Annotated in this window: 13 protein-coding genes; 1 reads left to right on the plus strand and 12 read right to left on the minus strand. The window is 56.3% G+C overall.

Annotation, left to right across the window (positions count from 1 at the left end):
* Positions 1 to 232 precede the first annotated feature (232 nt).
* Genes FVF58_RS23070 through FVF58_RS23100 form a run of 7 tightly spaced genes read right to left on the minus strand, consistent with a single transcriptional unit; the run spans position 233 to position 7,908 of the window.
* Positions 233 to 1,702 (minus strand): glycosyltransferase, encoded by a 1,470-nt coding sequence (locus FVF58_RS23070; protein WP_149672148.1) that lies wholly within the window; start codon positions 1,700 to 1,702, stop codon positions 233 to 235.
* Between the two features lie 13 nt (positions 1,703 to 1,715).
* Positions 1,716 to 2,801, minus strand: coding sequence for a CgeB family protein (locus tag FVF58_RS23075; RefSeq protein ID WP_149672149.1), 1,086 nt, complete (start codon positions 2,799 to 2,801; stop codon positions 1,716 to 1,718).
* A 5-nt stretch (positions 2,802 to 2,806) separates the two neighbouring features.
* Positions 2,807 to 4,120 (minus strand): glycosyltransferase, encoded by a 1,314-nt coding sequence (locus FVF58_RS23080; protein WP_149672150.1) that lies wholly within the window; start codon positions 4,118 to 4,120, stop codon positions 2,807 to 2,809.
* Positions 4,117 to 5,088 (minus strand): polysaccharide deacetylase family protein, encoded by a 972-nt coding sequence (locus FVF58_RS23085; protein ID WP_246217160.1) that lies wholly within the window; start codon positions 5,086 to 5,088, stop codon positions 4,117 to 4,119. Before FVF58_RS23085 ends, FVF58_RS23080 begins: the two co-directional genes overlap by 4 nt.
* 5 nt (positions 5,089 to 5,093) lie before the next feature.
* Entirely contained in the window at positions 5,094 to 5,633 is a 540-nt protein-coding gene (locus FVF58_RS23090) for a hypothetical protein (protein ID WP_149672151.1), read from the minus strand.
* The gene (locus FVF58_RS23095) at positions 5,630 to 6,742 is read right to left on the minus strand and encodes a glycosyltransferase (protein WP_149672152.1); all 1,113 of its coding nucleotides are present in this window, start codon (positions 6,740 to 6,742) and stop codon (positions 5,630 to 5,632) included. The genes FVF58_RS23090 and FVF58_RS23095 overlap by 4 nt, the downstream gene beginning before the upstream one ends.
* Positions 6,739 to 7,908: a nucleotide sugar dehydrogenase gene (locus FVF58_RS23100; protein ID WP_149672153.1), complete on the minus strand. Its 1,170-nt coding sequence runs from the start codon at positions 7,906 to 7,908 to the stop codon at positions 6,739 to 6,741. The genes FVF58_RS23095 and FVF58_RS23100 overlap by 4 nt, the downstream gene beginning before the upstream one ends.
* An 817-nt stretch (positions 7,909 to 8,725) precedes the next feature.
* Between FVF58_RS23100 and FVF58_RS23105 the strand changes: the two genes are divergently transcribed.
* A complete protein-coding gene (locus FVF58_RS23105; protein WP_149672154.1) occupies positions 8,726 to 10,687 on the plus strand; it encodes a hypothetical protein in 1,962 nt (653 codons plus the stop codon).
* 49 nt (positions 10,688 to 10,736) lie between these two features.
* Here FVF58_RS23105 and FVF58_RS23110 read toward each other — a convergent pair whose 3' ends face one another.
* The 5 genes from FVF58_RS23110 to FVF58_RS23130 are packed head-to-tail and all read right to left on the minus strand — an operon-like array spanning position 10,737 to position 18,289.
* On the minus strand, positions 10,737 to 11,423 hold the full coding sequence (locus FVF58_RS23110; protein WP_149672155.1) for a class I SAM-dependent methyltransferase: 687 nt from the start codon (positions 11,421 to 11,423) through the stop codon (positions 10,737 to 10,739).
* A gap of 13 nt (positions 11,424 to 11,436) precedes the next feature.
* Positions 11,437 to 13,548: a glycosyltransferase family 2 protein gene (locus FVF58_RS23115; RefSeq protein WP_149672156.1), complete on the minus strand. Its 2,112-nt coding sequence runs from the start codon at positions 13,546 to 13,548 to the stop codon at positions 11,437 to 11,439.
* Positions 13,545 to 14,813: a glycosyltransferase family 4 protein gene (locus tag FVF58_RS23120; protein WP_149672157.1), complete on the minus strand. Its 1,269-nt coding sequence runs from the start codon at positions 14,811 to 14,813 to the stop codon at positions 13,545 to 13,547. Before FVF58_RS23120 ends, FVF58_RS23115 begins: the two co-directional genes overlap by 4 nt.
* A gap of 33 nt (positions 14,814 to 14,846) precedes the next feature.
* Positions 14,847 to 16,094 (minus strand): class I SAM-dependent methyltransferase, encoded by a 1,248-nt coding sequence (locus tag FVF58_RS23125; RefSeq protein WP_149672158.1) that lies wholly within the window; start codon positions 16,092 to 16,094, stop codon positions 14,847 to 14,849.
* Positions 16,091 to 18,289, minus strand: a complete 2,199-nt coding sequence (locus FVF58_RS23130; protein WP_149672159.1) for a coiled-coil domain-containing protein — start codon at positions 18,287 to 18,289, stop codon at positions 16,091 to 16,093. Before FVF58_RS23130 ends, FVF58_RS23125 begins: the two co-directional genes overlap by 4 nt.
* Between the last annotated feature and the right edge of the window lie 13 nt (positions 18,290 to 18,302).

Genomic DNA, 18,302 nt, shown 5'->3' on the forward strand with positions numbered 1-18,302 from the left:
GCACGCGAGTAGCCGCTCCGTTTCTCCGTCATGACTGGGCGCTTTCGGGTGCCCAGTGCAGCCCCTGCTTGTCGTTGCATTGATCTATGTGATCGATTTGCGCTGAGGCGGGGATGTCGCGAGCCCACAGAGAAGCGCGATGCATTGCGCGGCGGGAGCGCCGAGAAAGAACTCGAACTCGTGCTCGCGCGGGACGGATCGTGAGATTGGTCGACATATGCGACTCCCTTCTCTACGCGCGCCGGTCTTGCCACGACCAATACAACACCATGCTGAAGCCGACACACACGGTGACATTCAACGGAATCAAAAAGTAATTCCCGCTTCGCAACGCCACCCAAACCGTCGCCGTCGAATAGAGAAAGGTGAAAATCTCACCGGCAAGCAATGTGGAATTGATACGCGGCACAATCGCGCGATAGCCGTGCTTGCCCTTCGGCGTGCGATGAAAATCGTCGTACACGCCGAATAGCACGCGCACGCCGCCTGCAAAGTAATACCAGGCCATTGGCAAGAACATCGCGATATACCGATAGGTATCCCAGAGGTCTTTCAGCACATTCGACTTGCCGTCGAAGCGCGCGCCTCTACGCGCGCCGAATGCGTTCTCCAGCCCCCAGAGCACGACGAGCCCGAAGAATGCAATGGCGCCCCAACGCATGCCCGCGCCATCGAAATGCACGAGATAAGTGAGCGGCAAACTCAGCAATACCAGCACATAGATCGACGCCAGCAGCACCGACGAAAACATCACAGACATCGCGTGCATGCGTTTTATCAGCGGCATGCGCTGCGAGAGCATTTGCTTGAAATGCTTGAAACCGCTGTGAATGAGCCCGCGACCCCAGCGCTCGCGCTGAATCCGAAAGGCGCTCATAGTTTCCGGCAGCATCGACATCGACACCACATTACGCAAATAAGCATATTTCCATTCACCGAATTGCGCGCGATAGCCGAGATCGACGTCTTCGGTTACCGTCGACGCGTTCCAGCCGCCCAGCGTATCCACACACACTTTGCGCCAGACGCATGAGCTGCCGCTGAGCGACGCCATGTCGCCGTCTTCGCTCAACCCGACCGTCACATATTGTTGATGGCCCATCTCCATCGCCTGGAAGCGCGTAAGAAAGGACACATCGCGATTATCGTAACCGACGCCCGTTTGCAGAAAACCGAGCTTCGGGTCCTTGAAACACGGAATGGTTTTGAGCAGAAAGTCGGTGGGCGGCACGAAATCGGCATCGAAGATCGCGAAGAATTCGCCGCGCGATTGCTGAATGCCGTTGACCAGATTGCCCGCTTTATAGCCCTTGCGATTGAGGCGCTTGACGAGACGAATATCGACGCCCTGCGCCGCGTGCTGCCCCACACGCACGCGTGCGAGTTCTGTGGTGCCATCCGACGAATCGTCGAGCACCAGAATTTCGAGCAATTCGCCCGGATAGCGCAGACGGCACACCGCATCGATCAGCCGCTCCACGACTTCCGATTCATTGTAGATCGGCAGCAGCACGCTCACCGACGGCCAGCGAGCCGTTTCGGTTTCGGCGTCGGCCGACGAATGCGCGAGTTCGGTCAATTTGCGTCGTTCGACCTTTCGCGAAATCAGAAAGACCCGCAGTTCGAGCAGAACGTATAGCGCAAAATAGACGACTACGACCAGAAATACCGCCTGGCAAAACCAGGAAAGCAGCACAAGCATCGCGATCGATCCCTCAAAGCTTTACGACGGCGCAGATTTCCTCTAACCGATGCGCCCAGGTGTGGTGCTCGCGCACGTATCTCGCACCGGCTTCGGCGCGATCCAGATCCTCCTGCGAAGGACCGTGATGCAGACGCGCGAACAGATCGCGCGTCTCTTCATAGGTATTCACGACGTGGCAGAATTCGCGGAAATGACGATCGACGGCGCGGCTCGGGTTCGTCACCGCGATGCCGCCGCACGCGATGATTTCGAGCAGACGGCGCGAGAACATCGTCTCCGAACTCGTGACCGAATTCACGTTGATCGACACCGTGTGCGATTTGTAGATGTTCGCTGTTTCGCGATGCGCGACCTTGCCGTGCAGCCGCATCTGGCTCGTCTTCGGAAAGCGGAACTCGAGGTGGCGCGAGAGCCGGTCGTGGTTGCGGTCGAACACGTTGAGCGGAATGGCGTTGTGCTCGCAGATCTCGAACACCATGTCGAGAAAACGGCGCCGCTCGTTCAATATGCGCCGGTAATAGCTGCCCGTAAAACAGACTTCGTTGCGCGTGAAATTGAAACCCGTGAAGCTGTGAAAAGCTGGTTGAAACGGCATGATCAGCGTATTCACGGGCACGTGCGCGGGCACTTGCTGGCGATAGCGTTCGAGGCACTCTTCGTCGGTCGTGAAGACGTAATCGAACGCCTTCGCCACATCGATGAACGCGTCGAAGAACGGACCATCGTCCTTGTTCCAAAACACCGTGGGAATGCCGGCCTTTTTTGCGAGATCGACCAGATGGAAGATCGCCTTCGGTTTCGTGAGGCGCAGCATTTTCGGCTGCTTCGCGAGCTCGTAACGCCAGCTGCCGTCCACGCCGTGAAACGCCGATTCCACCATCACGAGATCCGGCTTCCAGTGGCTGATGACCTCGCGGTAATTCGCGGGCGTCATCACGCGCACGCGGCATTCGGCGGACAGACAATCGGCCGTGAAATAGTCCGTCACGAGCGCGATTTTCAGTCGGCCGAAGTGCCCGGTTCGCTCCGCGTCCTCCGAGACCTTTGGATAGTCGTAGACGAGTGACCCCAGTTTTCTAATGACCCTGCCAACCATTCCCCTCACCCCGCACTTTTCGGTAGTGCTTCAATGACAAAATCGCGCCAGCAACGCTGCGTGGTCGCGTATTCCTTTGCTCGTTCGCCGAGCGCGGCGAGCGCCGCGCGATCGGCCATTGCCATTTCGATCACGCGCGCGAGATCAGTGGCATCGCCGGCCTTGAAGAACCAGCCCGCCGGTTGCGCACCCATTTCGTCGCGAAACACCGGTAGATCCGGAACGATGACCGGCTTGCCCATCGCCATCGCCTCGACGAGCTTGATGGGCGGCACGATCTCGCAGACCTTGAACGGCTTGCGCGGAATGCACACGAGCGCGCAGCGGCTCAGCGTTTCCTGAGCTTGTTGCGGCGACATGCGGCCCAGAAAGCGGATGTGCTCCGACAAGCCGAGGCGCTGCACCTGAGCCTCGAGCGACGCGCGCGCCTCGCCATCGCCGATGATGTTGACGGACGTCCGCGCTCCGCGCGCGCGCAATTGCGCCACGGCGTCGATCAGCGTGTCGAGTCCTTCATAGGCCATCAGCGAGCCCGCGTAACCGATCGTGTCCGCCTCGATTTCGCGCGGCGCGAGCGATGCGAAGCGTTCGGGCTCGACACAATTGGGCAGAAGGAACATCCGTTCCTTTTCGATGCCCCAGCGCTCGCGCGCAAAACGTCCCAACTGCTCCGAAATCACGAACACGCGATCCGCGTGGCGCGCAACGAGTCCTTCGAGTTCGAGTCCTTGCCCGAACCCCTGGCGCCGTTCGTAATGCGGCATACGCGAAATACGCGTGAGTTCCCAGAGACCGCGCATTTCATACTGAAACGGAATGCCCAATTGCCGCGCAGCCAGCAATGCCGGCAATGCGTTGACGTGATTCGAAGCCGCATGAATCACCGACACGCGATGCTGCCTCGCCCTCTGCGCCACCACACGCGCCGCCTGCATCGCGTACAGCAGCACCGGACGATTATTGGCCGGCCCCGCCGCATGCAGGTAACGCACTTCATCAACCTGCGTTTCCCCGCTCACGGCGTCGCGCAGACGGTCGACTCGATCGAACGGATACCCCGGTCGCGTCAACGCATGCACACGCCCGCCCACCGACACCATCGCGCGAATGACCTCGTGCGTGCGCGTCGTGTAGCCACTTGTGTGATACGGCAACGCGCTCGCCGCCACATACAGGAGGCCTGCGTCATCGGCCTCGAATGACGCGGCTCGCGCGCGCTGCTTCGCCTTGCGCTCCAGCGTCCGGACAGTGAGCCATCGGCTCAAGCCCAGGTACGGCTCGGTAGCGAGCGTCTGCAAAGAATCGAGCGCGTTGCTCATGCCGGGACGGTCCCTTGCGGTTTGAGTTCCGCGTATGCGAGATCGACCGTCTTCGACATCTTTATCTTGCCGCGCGCGTGCAGATCGAGAAATTCGGCGGTCGTGATCACGTCGTAGTCTTTGGTCAGACGGCGCAACAGGTTACGATAACCCTCGACGCGCTGATCGTCGCGATAAGTCGCGTAGCCATTCTCGTCCCAATACAGCAGCGACCACGAATGCAGCAAGAAAATCGAAAACGTCGGGCTGCCGCTGAACGCGTCGAGCAGCAATTTGCCCCACCACGGACGGAAGCGGAAATACGGCGATTCCGGATATGTGAGGCGCGCCCACCATTCTTCCTTGCCCACCTTGGGCAGGATTTTCTTTTCCGTCATCGGCACTTCGAGCACGCCGTTCGACCACACGTACGGAAGATTCGTCGGATCGCTGAAAACCGCCTGCTTCGCGTGAACGGCGCACATCGAATTGTTGAACGACGCGCGCACGCCCGCAGCTTCGAGCGCACGTATCGTAGACGCATTCCAGCGGAACGAACCCGCACGATGCGCGAGCACGGGCTTGCCCGTTTGCTCCGAGATCAGCCCGCCGAAATGCCTGATGACGAATTCAGCGCGCGCGTCGTCGGAATATTGATTCATATACTGCGGCCGACGCGCGAGGCCATGCTCAGCCCAGAACGAATCGGGCAAATATTCCGGATGCGTGTGCAACTGCACGTCCTGACCCACGGAATCGAGCCAGCGCACGACTTCGCGTGTTTCGTCGAGATACGACCAGGCGCCGCACTGATCGACGAAGTAAACGTGCCTGGCGCCGAATTCGTCACCGATCTCGGCCATTTCGCGGACGCCCGCCGTGCCGCGTTCGTGCACGCCCCACATCAGCCGCTTGACGTGATCATGCGGCGCACGTTTGGGCAGCGCCTCGGTATCGACCGTCAACATGGCATAGCGATTCTTTTCCATCTTTCTCAGCTCAATTTCAGCAATGCATTCCATTCCGGCTCGCTGGCCAATCCCGCGCTCAACGGCAAGATGCATGCATCGCGATAGCGCCACGCGAGATAGGCCTGCTTTCTCTGCTGTAGGGATGGGCCCTCGCCGCTCAAAGACGGCACGTATTCCACGAGCCATCCCAGCCGGGAATAAGAGGCGAAATCGGCGATATCCGTCACCAGAACCGGAGCCAGATCATCCCCACCTTGCAGCTTTTTCGAAAAGCCCTCGCATGCCGCGCGCAATTGATGACGATCGGCGTCGAGCGCCCAGATCATCACAGTCTTGAAATCGGCGGAAACCGGCCTGTGCTTGAGGGTTGGCAGCCATGGATATTGCGTGACGTGCGGCGAAATCAGTCCCGCCGACGCCAGCAGATGCCGCACGCGCTCCTGCAATGACGGCGGCAGCTTTTTACCGAGCAGGTCGTAACGCGTGAGCAAATCCCATTCGGGTTTGGCCGCGAGCGCTTTCAATTCGCGCCGCAACACTTCGGCTTCAGTAATCACGCTCACTGCACGCGCTCCTTTTTCGCCGCCAGAGCGAGAATCCTTTCCGCCGCGAGCACCGCGCCGTTCATGGGAATCACGGCGCGTTTCGCGGGCGCGCCGTTCAACATGCCGAGCAGTTTGCCGACCGCTGCATCGCGTTCTTCATCGGTCTCGCAGGCCGAGACGATAGCCGGCATGGCGTCGGCGACCATTTGCGCACGACGCACCTGATCGTCGGCGAGTTGTGTATTCGGCACGAGCAGCGCGGGCACGCCCGCCTGCACGAGTTCGCAGCACGTGTTGTATCCGGCGGCGCCGACGAAAGCGTCGAAAGCGCGCAGATAGCGCGCAAGCGGATACACGGTGAGCGGCATCACGCCCGTCGGCAATTCGACGTCGCGCACGGAAATGGGCGCACGCACCCAGACCACCTTGAAGCCAGCCGCTTCGAACACGCGAATCAAACCTTGCCCGATGCCGGCAACATCCTTGAGATTGCCGGGACCCATCGCGAACAGCGCGAAACGGCCGTCCTGCGGCAGGTTCAGCGCCTCGCGCGCCGCGGCACGGTCGAGCAGTTCATCGTCTTCGAGCACGCACACGGGCGGCACGAGCGCGCGCGTGCCGCCGCCTTCGAGCGGCGCTTCGCTCTCGTGCGCGCCCAGTTCCCCGGGCTGTATCACGAGATCGAACAGTGACTCGTCAACGGGCACTGTCTTGGCGCCCTCCTTGAGCAAACCCCGGTTCGACCAGACGAGCGCCGGCGAGCCGAACGATTCGCACGCCGCCAGAAAACCTTGAAACGGCCAGGTGCCGTCGAACACTATCACGTCGGGGCGCACGCGTTCGAGCATCATGCCGAAGCGTACGGCCAGCTCGCTATTCCACGCGAAAGTAGAACTCGTCGACCAGTATGGCGAAACGAAATAATCAGCCTCGAAACCCATCTCTTCGATGAGCTCGATCGCCGACGCCAGGGAAAAGAACACCGGTCGAGCGCGGTCGCGCAAGCGCCGCGCATACGAAAGACAACGATTCAAATGGCCCATGCCCGAGCCATTCACGTTGAAGAACAGGATGCGCGGAAGCTGCGGGTCGGTTGAGTCGTTGCGACCTGCCTTCGGATTGTTCATGCGTCGCCGCCGAATAGATCGCGCGTGTACACCTTGTCCGCCACATCTGCCAGGTCGGCCGTCGTGCGATTTGCCACGATCACGTCCGCGGAGCGCTTGAATTCGGCCAGATCGTTCACGACCGACGAATTGAAGAACGTCGATTCGCGCATCGCGGGTTCATAGACGATGACTTCGACGCCCTTGGCCTTGATGCGCTTCATCACGCCTTGAATGCTCGACGCGCGGAAATTATCGGAATCGGCTTTCATCACGAGGCGGTAAATGCCGACCACTTTCGGCTTGCGTTTAAGGACGCTCTCCGCGACGAAATCCTTGCGCGTGCTGTTCGACTCGACAATCGCGTGAATCAGGTTTTGCGGCACGTCGCGGTAGTTGGCCAGAAGCTGCTTGGTGTCCTTCGGCAGACAGTAGCCGCCATAGCCAAAGCTCGGATTGTTGTAGTGCTCGCCGATTCGCGGATCGAGACACACGCCGTTGATGATCTGGTGCGGGTCGAGGCCATGCTGCGCGGCATAGGTGTCGAGTTCGTTGAAATAGGCGACCCGCATCGCGAGGTAGGTGTTGGCGAAAAGCTTGATCGCCTCGGCCTCGGTGCTGCCGGTAAACAGCGTCGGAATGCCCTGCTTCTCAGCACCCTCCTTGAGCAGGTCAGCAAAGATTTCCGCGCGTTCGGAACGCTCACCGACGACGATCCGCGACGGATACAAGTTGTCGTAGAGCGCCTTGCCTTCGCGTAGAAACTCAGGCGAAAAGATCAGGTTCTCGGTCTTGAATGCCGCGCGCGCGCGCTCCGTGTAGCCAACCGGAATGGTCGACTTGATGACCATGATCGCCTGCGGGTTGATGGCCATCACGTCGCGAATCACACTTTCGATAGAACGCGTGTTGAAGTAGTTCGTCTCGGGATCGTAGTCCGTCGGCGTCGCGATGACGACATAGTCGGCTCCAGCGTACGCGTCCTCTTTATCCTGCGTGGCGCGGAAATTCAGGGGCTTGTGCTGAAGGAAATGCTCGATTTCGGCATCTTCGATCGGGGACTGCTTGCGGTTAAGCATCGCCACTTTTTCGGGGACGATGTCCAGCGCAATGACCTGATGATGCTGCGCGAGCAGCACGGCGAGAGAAAGGCCGACGTAGCCGGTACCGGCGATTGTGATTTTCACTTGTTTTCTTCCAAAGCCTATCGAAAAACTTCCAGCCGCAGCAGTCCCCGCCCGCCGTTAGATCCGCCAGCCTCGCCAGCAAATAGACTGGCGAGATATTTTGCCACTCTGTGCCCCGTTGCCCCAACATAAGACGCCGATCGGTTGCTTAAAGGCCGCATACATCATGCAGATTTGCCGGAATCGCCAAAAAACCTTGACTAATTCAATCCTGCAGATCAGCGGACATCTACAAAGCGAAGCGCAATCGCCACACACCGATATGGGGGGCGAAAGAAAGCAACGATGAGCAAAATCCAAATCGATGGCAGCCTTCAGTCGCGATACTAATAAAGACACCTGAGAGTTGATGCCCTCTAATCAGACATCGCTATTCATAGCAGCTAATAGCCCCGCGCCTTCCCCCCACCCGCCCCCGGCAACTTCGCGAGAACCCATCAGCCCATTACCAACTATTGAACAATGAACCGATCGATGAGTTAAATGCATTCCAGCGCCTACAGGGTTCAATCTTTTGATGCCGAGCACTTTCAATAACAGGACTGACCTTCACTCATCTACCCATAAGTAAGTATCGAAGATGAGCTTCGCGACAACGAAATCACCGGCGTTCTATAACCGCGAGCATCGCTCGTCGTCACTCGACCATGAGTCTCCGAGACAGATCCTGCAGGATTGGTAAAATACAAACGGTGTCTCTGTACAATCCGCAACCTCTGAGAGACGGAAAATCGAGAAGAACTTCAAGCTACCGTCAGCAAGTCGGCAAAACGGTTATCGCGGGACACCAGCTTACCCTCACAATTCTCAAGGGCTCATGACGCAACGACTTCTTCGCCGAAAACTTCACTTTCGTATTGCCAATGCGTTGTTACCTTTGTTCGGGGCGACTCTGTTGTCAATCATCGTACCGCCGCAAGAAGCCAACGCCACGCCCCTGGCTACCATTGCTGGACCACTACGGCCCATCGAAAGCCCAATCCCCCCCTGCTCTGACGATGCATGGCGTTCGCCAGAAGTGAAGCTATTACTCGCGCCAGCTCTACGGCGCGCCGAAATCAATGCAAAAACCGAAGTTCCAGCCTGGGATTCAGCCGCATATGCCGAATTCTCGCGTAACGGGCAGCGAGCGGTCGGAGAACAAATGATCCGTCGTCGATTGGAACCATTGACGACGCTTGTTCTGGCTGAATGCATGGAAAACAAAGGGCGATTGGTGCCAGCAGTGGAGCAAGTCCTGGATGCTCTTTCGCTCCAGCCCTCATGGACACTGCCAGCCGACGATCCGGATCTTGCCAATCTCCACGGGCATTATAGCGTGGATCTTAATGCCTGCGAGACCGCCCACGATGCGGCATGGGCACTAAGATTGATGTCTCCGCGCCTTGATCCGGCAGTTCGCACGCGCTTGATTAATGCTTTGAACGAACGAATTTTCAACCCCTTGCGTGACACAATCGAACGGCGAAGGCAAGGCGCGCCGCTCGGGCCGCATTGGTGGATTGAGGGCAAGAGTAACTGGAATGCCGTTTGCGTTTCCGGCGTTGTCGGCGCAGCTTATGCGATGGGGCGCGAGGACATTAATTACTGGCTGGCGTTTGGACGGGACGCAAGCCGCCATTACCTCGAAAGTTTCAATGACGATGGTTACTCGGATGAAGGACCATCCTACTGGAACTATGGCTTTGGGGCCTATTTGCGTTTGCGGGAAACATTGCAGTGGGCGGAACCACGTGGCTCGGATCTGCTTTCAGCCCCGAAAGCGCGAGCCATGGCAGCCTATCCGGCCAAAATATCCATGCCCGGTGATTCTGTAGCGCCTTTTGGTGATGCACCCAACATGGCGCGGATAGACGCAGTCACAAAGGCACATGCAGAAGTGGCCATTGGGTGGACTACACCTGCAAAGTGGGCTGCCCTCGCGCACCCGACGTCGTCGGGCGGCCGGCTAAACGAAGCCCTGTGGAGATTGTGGGGCCACCCCGCGGCAGCGCCCGGCAACAGCCCGCTAACCTTCAACGAAAGCTGTTCGCTCTTTCCGACCAGCGAAGTGGCAGTTTTTCGCCCCCAAAACACCGACAGTCCCACCGGAAGTCTTTCAGTAACGCTCAGGACGGGTGGGAGCAAGCATCACGCTCACGACGATGCCGGTAGCTACGCAATTGACATTGACGGCGTCATCGCCACCGGCGACCCCGGCTCACCGGTTTATACAAAGGACACGTTTGGCCCACTCCGGCGCAAAGACCCTTTTGTGAACTCCTACGGACACCCGGTTCCTCTCGTCAATGGCAACATCCAACTCGATGCGACGCTCCATCAGGCCAGATGGGCGGTAAAGCCATGTTCACCGGCAACGGCACAGGTCCAGGAAGCCGCTATAGATCTCACGCCGGTGTATGACGTAAGCGACCTTCAGATGCTACGACGCGACCTCAGTTATGACGGGCAAGCGGGACGCTTCGTCGTATTCACTGATCGCTTTAACTCCAAACGCCCGATTTCCTTTGAGACCGCCATTGTCACGCGCGGGACCGTTACCCGCACTAACGATAGCCTGGTCATTGAACAAGGGAGCGAACGGCTTGCTGTAGATATAAAGGCGACTTCGCCTTTCGACATCAAGCTTGATACCTTCGAAGATCAGCCGACCAACCGCGCTACCCGCATTGCCCTGCGGATGCGGAATCCCGCATCTAACGGCTGTATTGCGTATCGGTTTCGGCATCCGGACGATGACAAGACGCCATCAGCATTTGGCGACTGCGCATCAAAATGAATGCGGCACCCGCCACCAGGCCTGACTCGCTTGCGCGCACCGCGCCGATTCAACGGAACTTCACAGAAAAGGTTGGGTTCTTTGCTATCACGCGTGCGCAGATTTCCCGAACAGCAGACTCAGAGCGGCTGAGGAAATACGCGTTCTCCCAGGCACCCGTAGCGGGGTCCCCTCCCACGACTGTCAAGCAGGCCGCAGCACCGGAAGGCTCCATCAAACGATTGATGACATCAGCGCCATAGTAACGATAGTGCCCATGGTCCTGCGGATTCGCGTAGCCCCAGTCGTTGGTTTCAGGCAAATAGTGTGGCATCGGGAAAGATACCTGCACAATGCCATCTGCCCGCACGATCCGAAGTAACTCTGTCAATGCAAGAACATCGTCCTCGATGTGTTCAAGCACGTGATTACACACGACCCAATCGAACGATGAATCAGCATATGTGATCGCGCAAATGTCCTGACTGTTCTCGCCGCCGTACTCGGAGACCGCAAACTCGCCAAACCATTCTCGAACGACCGCGGGATCGGACGAGAATTGGATGCAACTCTTGTCGGCAAACCTGTCACGCCCAATTGCGTCGTACACCTGCCGAAGCGAGCGATGCCGCTCCATCGAACCACAGCGCACACATTGAGGCGGCCGGCCGAATGTCAGACGGCCATTGAACCCGGGCTTGAACGAGGTGCTGCCACATATGTTGCACGCCGACTCGACCTGAATTGAAAATTTCAAAACGCAATCCCCTTTATCTTATTCCTGAAGGCAACCGAACTTCACTATTCACATCGCGCTCTAACGTCAGAGTCACATGACGCACGCTACGATCAACGATGGTGCTAAACGGTGTCATTGCGCGTAACCAATCGACTGCCTCATCCATCGTCCTTGCCTCGATCGCACCATTACGCAAACAGGTAGCACCATTAGTAAGCTTGACGAATATGTCGGCGCTTCGGAGTACTGCCATCCCAAACCACTCGTTTGACGAAATCATTCTCCCCGCGCCTTCTGCCCGCACAGTGATCTGCGAACGCCCTGGGACCGGAACCAGCGAGTAGTCAAGGAACTGATATGCAAATGGCGACATTGCAGCTCCGGCCAGTACGGATTCAAAATTCTTGCGCAATCGCTCAAGGTTAACGCGCGTTTCATGATGATAAGAACTTGCGGGACGCACCTCTCGCGATGCCGCATCCTGCTGGGTGCTGAACATTTTATAATGCCTGATCGGCAGCAAGTCCGGCCGTCCTATTTCCTTCGCCGCCCTTTTTTCTCCCGCAAGGATCAAGTCGTGAAATCCCTGGTTTAGGTGGACGTCGACATCCACAAGGAAAATAGGAAATTTTCTCAACGAATCAAAGGCTCGATTCAACCGATAACGAATGTCGATTTGATAAATCCAATTCGCATGCTCGCTATAGCTCCATTTTACGGTATTTTGTCGCTGATACAATTTTGAAATTGTAGCCGGGCGAAATTGATAATGGTTGAAAGCTCCGCGCGGAAGGGCTTGCCTGGAACGAATCGCTGGCAACGATTTGTGATCCGGCATTAGATCAAGAAGAAATCCGGCGAAATACCGGATATTTTGCCCGTGCGCCCACTTTATCAATTGGTGGAGTTGAGTTTCAGGCGGACGAACAGAGCCGCCACCATCGTGAGTGACTTGCGGCAATTCCAGATATTCATCGCTATCGACAGTAATTGCCCATCGATTGCGTGCGTGACTACGTAGTAATAGCTCAAGCCAGAATGCTTTTGAATATCTAAAACGGCCGCATTTTGGCTTCCATACCCAGACGTCCTTCGCTTTGATCCGTTTCGAAATCGGATCCTTGGAACCGTCGTCAACAAGCAGGAAATGCGTCACTCCGAGTCCGCGATAATGATCTAGCCACTCTTCGAGATGCTCCTCGTTTCTGATGCACGCCGTCAAAACGATTCCTTCAGGCTCGACCACAGGCGCATCGGCGCGCGTTGGTACAAGATACCAGCTATTCAACACTCCGATATCGAGCTTTTCAGCCATCGTCCGCTGAATTTCAACCAACTCGGAAGTATACCGAATGCGAAGCGCGTCCGATGGTGTATTCTTGAAGAATGAGCTCAAGTGATTAAAGATCGACGAATATTTGAGGCGTTCATCGTCCTGCACATAGCTATTCCTGTTTTGCCCAACCGCCACGCTCCGGTTTGCTCGACGAAGAGGATCCGAGTCGGGATCCAATTCTATCGTTTTGAGTTGAATGCCATTTTCAGAAAGAAATCGCGCGAATGGCTGACTCTTTTTAGCAATGCTCTTGCCCGAATAACAAACGTAGTGACGAGATGGGCGATGCACGAGGATGCTCAAAATAGCATCCAGTTCGTCCCACTGCCGCGGCAGAAAACTGTCGTCATATCCGATTGACCGGTAATCCTCGGCCGTCAGGGAAACGCGACCGCACGTCCCATCCCCCCAATCCCCCTGAAATTGATGCAAGATACAATCGTAGGCGTTATCTTCAAAAATATCGATAATATGGCGCCCGCCACCAGGCCCGGTAAAATTGTCACCATCCAGGCTTGCGTAGATCTTACCTTTGATGAGATTATGGAATGCGTTCTTGGCTTTTCCAAAGTGCCAGGCCTCCAGACTATCCGACTGGTAGAAACGCAAATAACCAGAAGCCAGTTCGGCTCGAAAGTTATCGGAAACCCACCTGGCAGTCTTGTCGTCTTTATCAAAGCATACGAGAATGAACTCTATCTCACCTCGATCATCCAAATTGTCCGCGAGATTTTGACGAAGCGTTGCCTGTATATCCGACAGCCTGTTCATGACAGGAATACAGAAAGAGAGCTTGATTTCGCTCATCGTCCCGCCTCCAGTGTAGAAAAGAAACGCGTGCTCGTTTCTCGAATCGTAAGATGTTGATGATCGCCCCAAACCTTCGTGCCGACTCTCGTCAACATTTCTTTGGGCAACCGGCAGACATAGGACAACTTGTCTGATAAGCCCTCAACGGATCCGTCATAAAGAAAGCCCGTCTCATTATCCTGAACGGCTTCCGTGAACATACCAATGCGGGGAGCGATTGTTGGCTTTTTGTAAGTTGTAGCCAGATAAAAGCTGCCTGACGTCAAAATCTTCCGATAAGGTGTCACCGACACATCAGCAATTTCCATCAAACCGGCCATTTCATTTTCATCAAGTTTGCGTCCGACCAATGTAATGTGTTCGCGTATGCGTGGCTCCATTTTAGTCAGCGCAACCGTCGCAGCCGGATCACCCATGTAACCGGCAATGACGAGATGCATGGAGTGCTGCGGATTTTCTCGTGCAATACGCGAAAAAGCCTCGATCAGATCAGGTACTCCCTTATAAGGCCTGATCATGCCGAGACACATGAGAATGCGGCGTCCCTGCAATTTATTGGGATTGATTTCTTTGGGCAGGCACGGCGTAGTCGACCGCTGAATATCGTCGTAAAGCGGGTGATCAATAAAGCGGAATTTTTCCGCAAGATTCACGTCACAATGGGACGATAGCAATTCACCCGCGCCCCGAGTGTGAATAAAAATGTGGTCGCTGACATTTGCCATCTTGCGCACCGCATAATTACTTAGGATCTCCTGGCAAGCATTCGCATCGTGATCGATAAGGTTGTGCAAGGTCCAACAGACCGTTGCGCCAAAAGACTTGAGAGCTTTCAGAATTCCAATATGATGATCGATGGCATGCACGCCAGCATCGAGAGAAGGCGCTCCCCAGTACAGTTCTTTCAACCAGTGCTGGTGAAATACAAGACGCTTTGAATAGGTGGCCATCACCAGCGAATTATCAAGCTCGAGCTTGTTGACAGGGCCAACCTGGTATTCAAAGTTGTTATGCTGGTCGTACAAATTCCGCTGATAAGAATTGCCAGCATAATTAGGAGAAAAGATGATGTTTTTCTCTTTTTCGATGCCAGGCGTCAACGCGCGCTTACACCTGATAGCCTCCATAGCCAACCACCAGGCCTTCGGATTGGCGTTGAAGGAATCAAGATATTGAGAGAAAGCACCTTCGAAATCCATTGACCAGTAACGCTCTCTGGCTGTTTGAATTCTGGCGAGTTCGTTCCGCGTTCCAAATGACATGCACAGACCTTTTATATCTTCGTCAGCGAGCCGCTATCGTCTTTCGGCTCTTTTGATAAACAGTTCTGGGTGTATCCGTGCCAAACAATCAGGATCAGCCGACTGCTGCCCAGGAAACTTGTCAACAATGGAGGATTGGCGGACGAAAACTAATACATTTTGCCGATACCACCACTCCACCGCGCGATTATTCCAAACTTTTTCCCGAATAAAATCGAGCGGAACGAAACCGCGCCTCTGGAATTTTTCAGCCCAATACTCGGGCCAATTTTCATTTCTGTGATCCGTTCCTCCTTGATGAGGAACGGCTGCTGAAAATAGAATGACGTCCGACAATCCGCAAAGATCTTCGACAAATTCATCTGCCCGGGATTTGTCGAGGTGTTCCGCGACTTCCAGGCTCATGGCGAGATCGAATACGCCACGTTTATCGATTTTAGCAGACAAATCATGCGGTATAAAATCTTCAATTGGAATGACCAATTGTTGGGTCGCATATTCCCCATCAAGCCCCAGGATTTTTTTCACACCCAGTTCTTTTGCGACTTTCAACCATGTCCCGGCACCACACCCAACGTCGACGATCGACTGCGGCATGTAATGCTTGAATAATAGTGAAAGAACAACATTTGCCGACGATTCACTGCCTGGCTTTTGCGCATCATAAAAGGCCTTGTCGTAGGGATTGGCAACCGCATTCGACTTGGAAGTTGCAGGCGCCTCCCCGCGATTTTCTATCCTTTCCGGACCTTTAGCACTCAACCTGTTCTTGCTCTTCTCTGTCAATATCTGCTTTGTCTGCCAGATTTGCTCAGTTACACGTGCTTTGGTAACCAGATTCACGGCGCTTCCCGGCGTCCCGATAGCAACGGATGCTTCGAAGTGCTTTTGCGCACGCGGCTGAACACCAGCAAGCGTAGCAGCCCGGCCCAGGCTGTTATGCACACCGGCAATCAGGATTTGACTGATAAGTTTTCTGCCGATGCCCCAGTCTTGAGCGAGCCGAACGAATTGAAAGGCATCGGTCGCATTGTCATTGTTTGTTTGCAGCCGACCAGCGGCAGCCAGCAACGCCAGTTTTGCCCGGTCTGGATGATGTTGCAACGTATTCCGGTCAAGCTTGGCCAAACTTTCCCAATCGCCAAATTGCCATTGGGTGCGAGAACGCTCGAGCAGGTTCTCATCGTAAGGAACGACGAATTGTTCAGGTTCGGACTCGAACACGACGGACGGTTGATTGTCCCGTGCGGAATGGCTATCGGTAACTGATTTTTCCATCATAGTCCCGGCTCCCGCAACAACATGTCCTTGATTAGATCAAGCTGAGCTTCGGCGCGCACCATTTCTTCTTGAATGAGTTGCTGACGAGCCGCCAAGTCGGCGTCATCGGCCCGACGGCTTTGAAGCTGCTGCTGCAAATCATGAATATCCTTGAGGCGCTGTTCCGCCAGCTTTGCCGCTTCCTCTTGCCGCTTCGCCAGTGCCGTCTTTTCACCATCCAGTTGCGCCTTGGCCTGCTTCAGCGCCTCGATTTCACGCCCCCGCTGTTCCGCCAGCTTTGCGGCCTCTTCCTGCCGCCCCATCAGCGCCGTCGTTTCCCCCGTTAACTGCACCTTGGCCTGCTTCAACGCCTCGATCTCACGCTTGCGATCTTCCGCCAGCTTCGCGGCCTCTTCCTGCCGCCCCGTCAGCGCCGTCTTTTCGCCCTCCAATTGCACCTTGGCCTGCTTCAACGCCTCGATCTCACGCTTACGATCTTCCGCCAGCTTCGCGGCCTCTTCCTGCCACCCCGTCAGCGCCGTCTTTTCGCCCTCCAATTGCACCTTGGCCTGCTTCAACGCCTCGATCTCACGCTTGCGATCTTCCGCCAGCTTCGCGGCCTCTTCCTGCCGCCCCGTCAGCGCCGTCTTTTCACCTTCCAATTGCACCTTGGCCTGCTTCAACGCCTCGATCTCACGCTTACGATCTTCCGCCAGCTTCGCGGCCTCTTCCTGCCGCCACGTCAGCGCCGTCTTTTCACCTTCCAATTGCGCCTTGGCCTGCTTCAACGCCTCGATCTCACGCTTACGATCTTCCGCCAGCTTCGCGGCCTCTTCCTGCCGCCCCGTCAGCGCCGTCTTTTCACCTTCCAATTGCGCCTTGGCCTGCTTCAGTGCCTCGATCTCATGCTTCCGATGTTCCGCCAGCTTCTCGGCCTCTTCGTGTCGCCCAGTCAACGCCGTCTTCTCGCCTTCCAACTGCACCTTGGCCTGCTTTAGCGCTTCGGTCTCACGACCCCGCTGTTCCGCCAACTTCGCAGCCTCGTCGTGCCACCCCAACAGCGCGGTCCTTTCGTTCTCCCCCTGCGCCTTGGCTTGCAGCAGCGCCTCGATCTCCGACCTCAGTTCTTCCGCCAGCTTCGCGGCTTCTTCCTGGCGCCCCACCAGCGCCATCTTTTCGCTTTGCAACCGCGTGTTGGCGTACTTTAGCGCCTCAATCTCACGCCCCCACTCTGCCGCCAGCTTCGCGGCGCCGTCCTGCCGTCCCGCCAGCACCGCCTTTTCGCCTTCCAGTTGAGCTTTGAGCCGCGTCAACGCCTCGATCTCACGCTTACGCTCTGCTGCCAGTTTCAACTGCTCATCCCGCTCTTTCGCGAGGATGTTCAAGCGTGTCTCGACTTCGGCGCGGCGTTCGGTAAAAGCAGACTTCTGCTTTGCTTCGCGCTGACGGGAGTGCTTTGCCTCGTATCGCAATTGACCAACCTGGCGAGCTTCGGAATCGCTGAACTGAGTATCCGACGGCAAAATATCCAGCATGGCCTCTGCTTCGACGAAGTTGCCAGCTTCATGTAACCTGAAGGCGAGCCACTTCAGTCGATATGGCTTCGGATCGAGCGCATGTGCGCGGCGTGCCGCCTCGACCACTTGGGCACGATCGCTGCTCATCAATTGCCGAGCCAGGACCGTGTACGCATTCGCCTGCATGGCCGGCGAGATTGAAATCCCGTTCAGCAACTTTTCGACTTCACCGAACCCGCCCTGGTTGTATGTGGCGATAACCTTGTCGAAACTTTTCCCGCCCAGCGCCCCGGGCGGCACCTGCCTACCCGACTGTCGCCAGATTCTTCCCAGCCTGGCGGGCACCGAAAACAACGAGGCCGGCGAATCCACACTCTCGATGAGAATATCGCCCAGCTTCGCATTCAATGCGTTTTGCTTTTCGAGCTGGTGAACTTTTCGCTGCGCCTCGACAAGCGCTTGCAATCGCTGGTTTTCGGCAAGCGAATCCGGAAGTGCGTCGTCGACGTAGCCCCTGTCGCTCGCGTTGCTCTTCTCCGAGGCGGCAGGACGCCCCTTTTCGAGTTCCTGGTTTCTCGAAAAGTAATGCTCCAATTCTTCCTCTACTTGATGGAGTTGGACGAGCAGAAGCTCTTTTTCCTCTTCCATCCCCTTGAGACGGAACTTGAGATCGGCCTGATCGTTCTGACGTGTCGTCATTTTGTATTTTCCT

The organism is Paraburkholderia panacisoli (assembly GCF_008369935.1).
Classification (GTDB): Bacteria; Pseudomonadota; Gammaproteobacteria; order Burkholderiales; family Burkholderiaceae; genus Paraburkholderia; species Paraburkholderia panacisoli.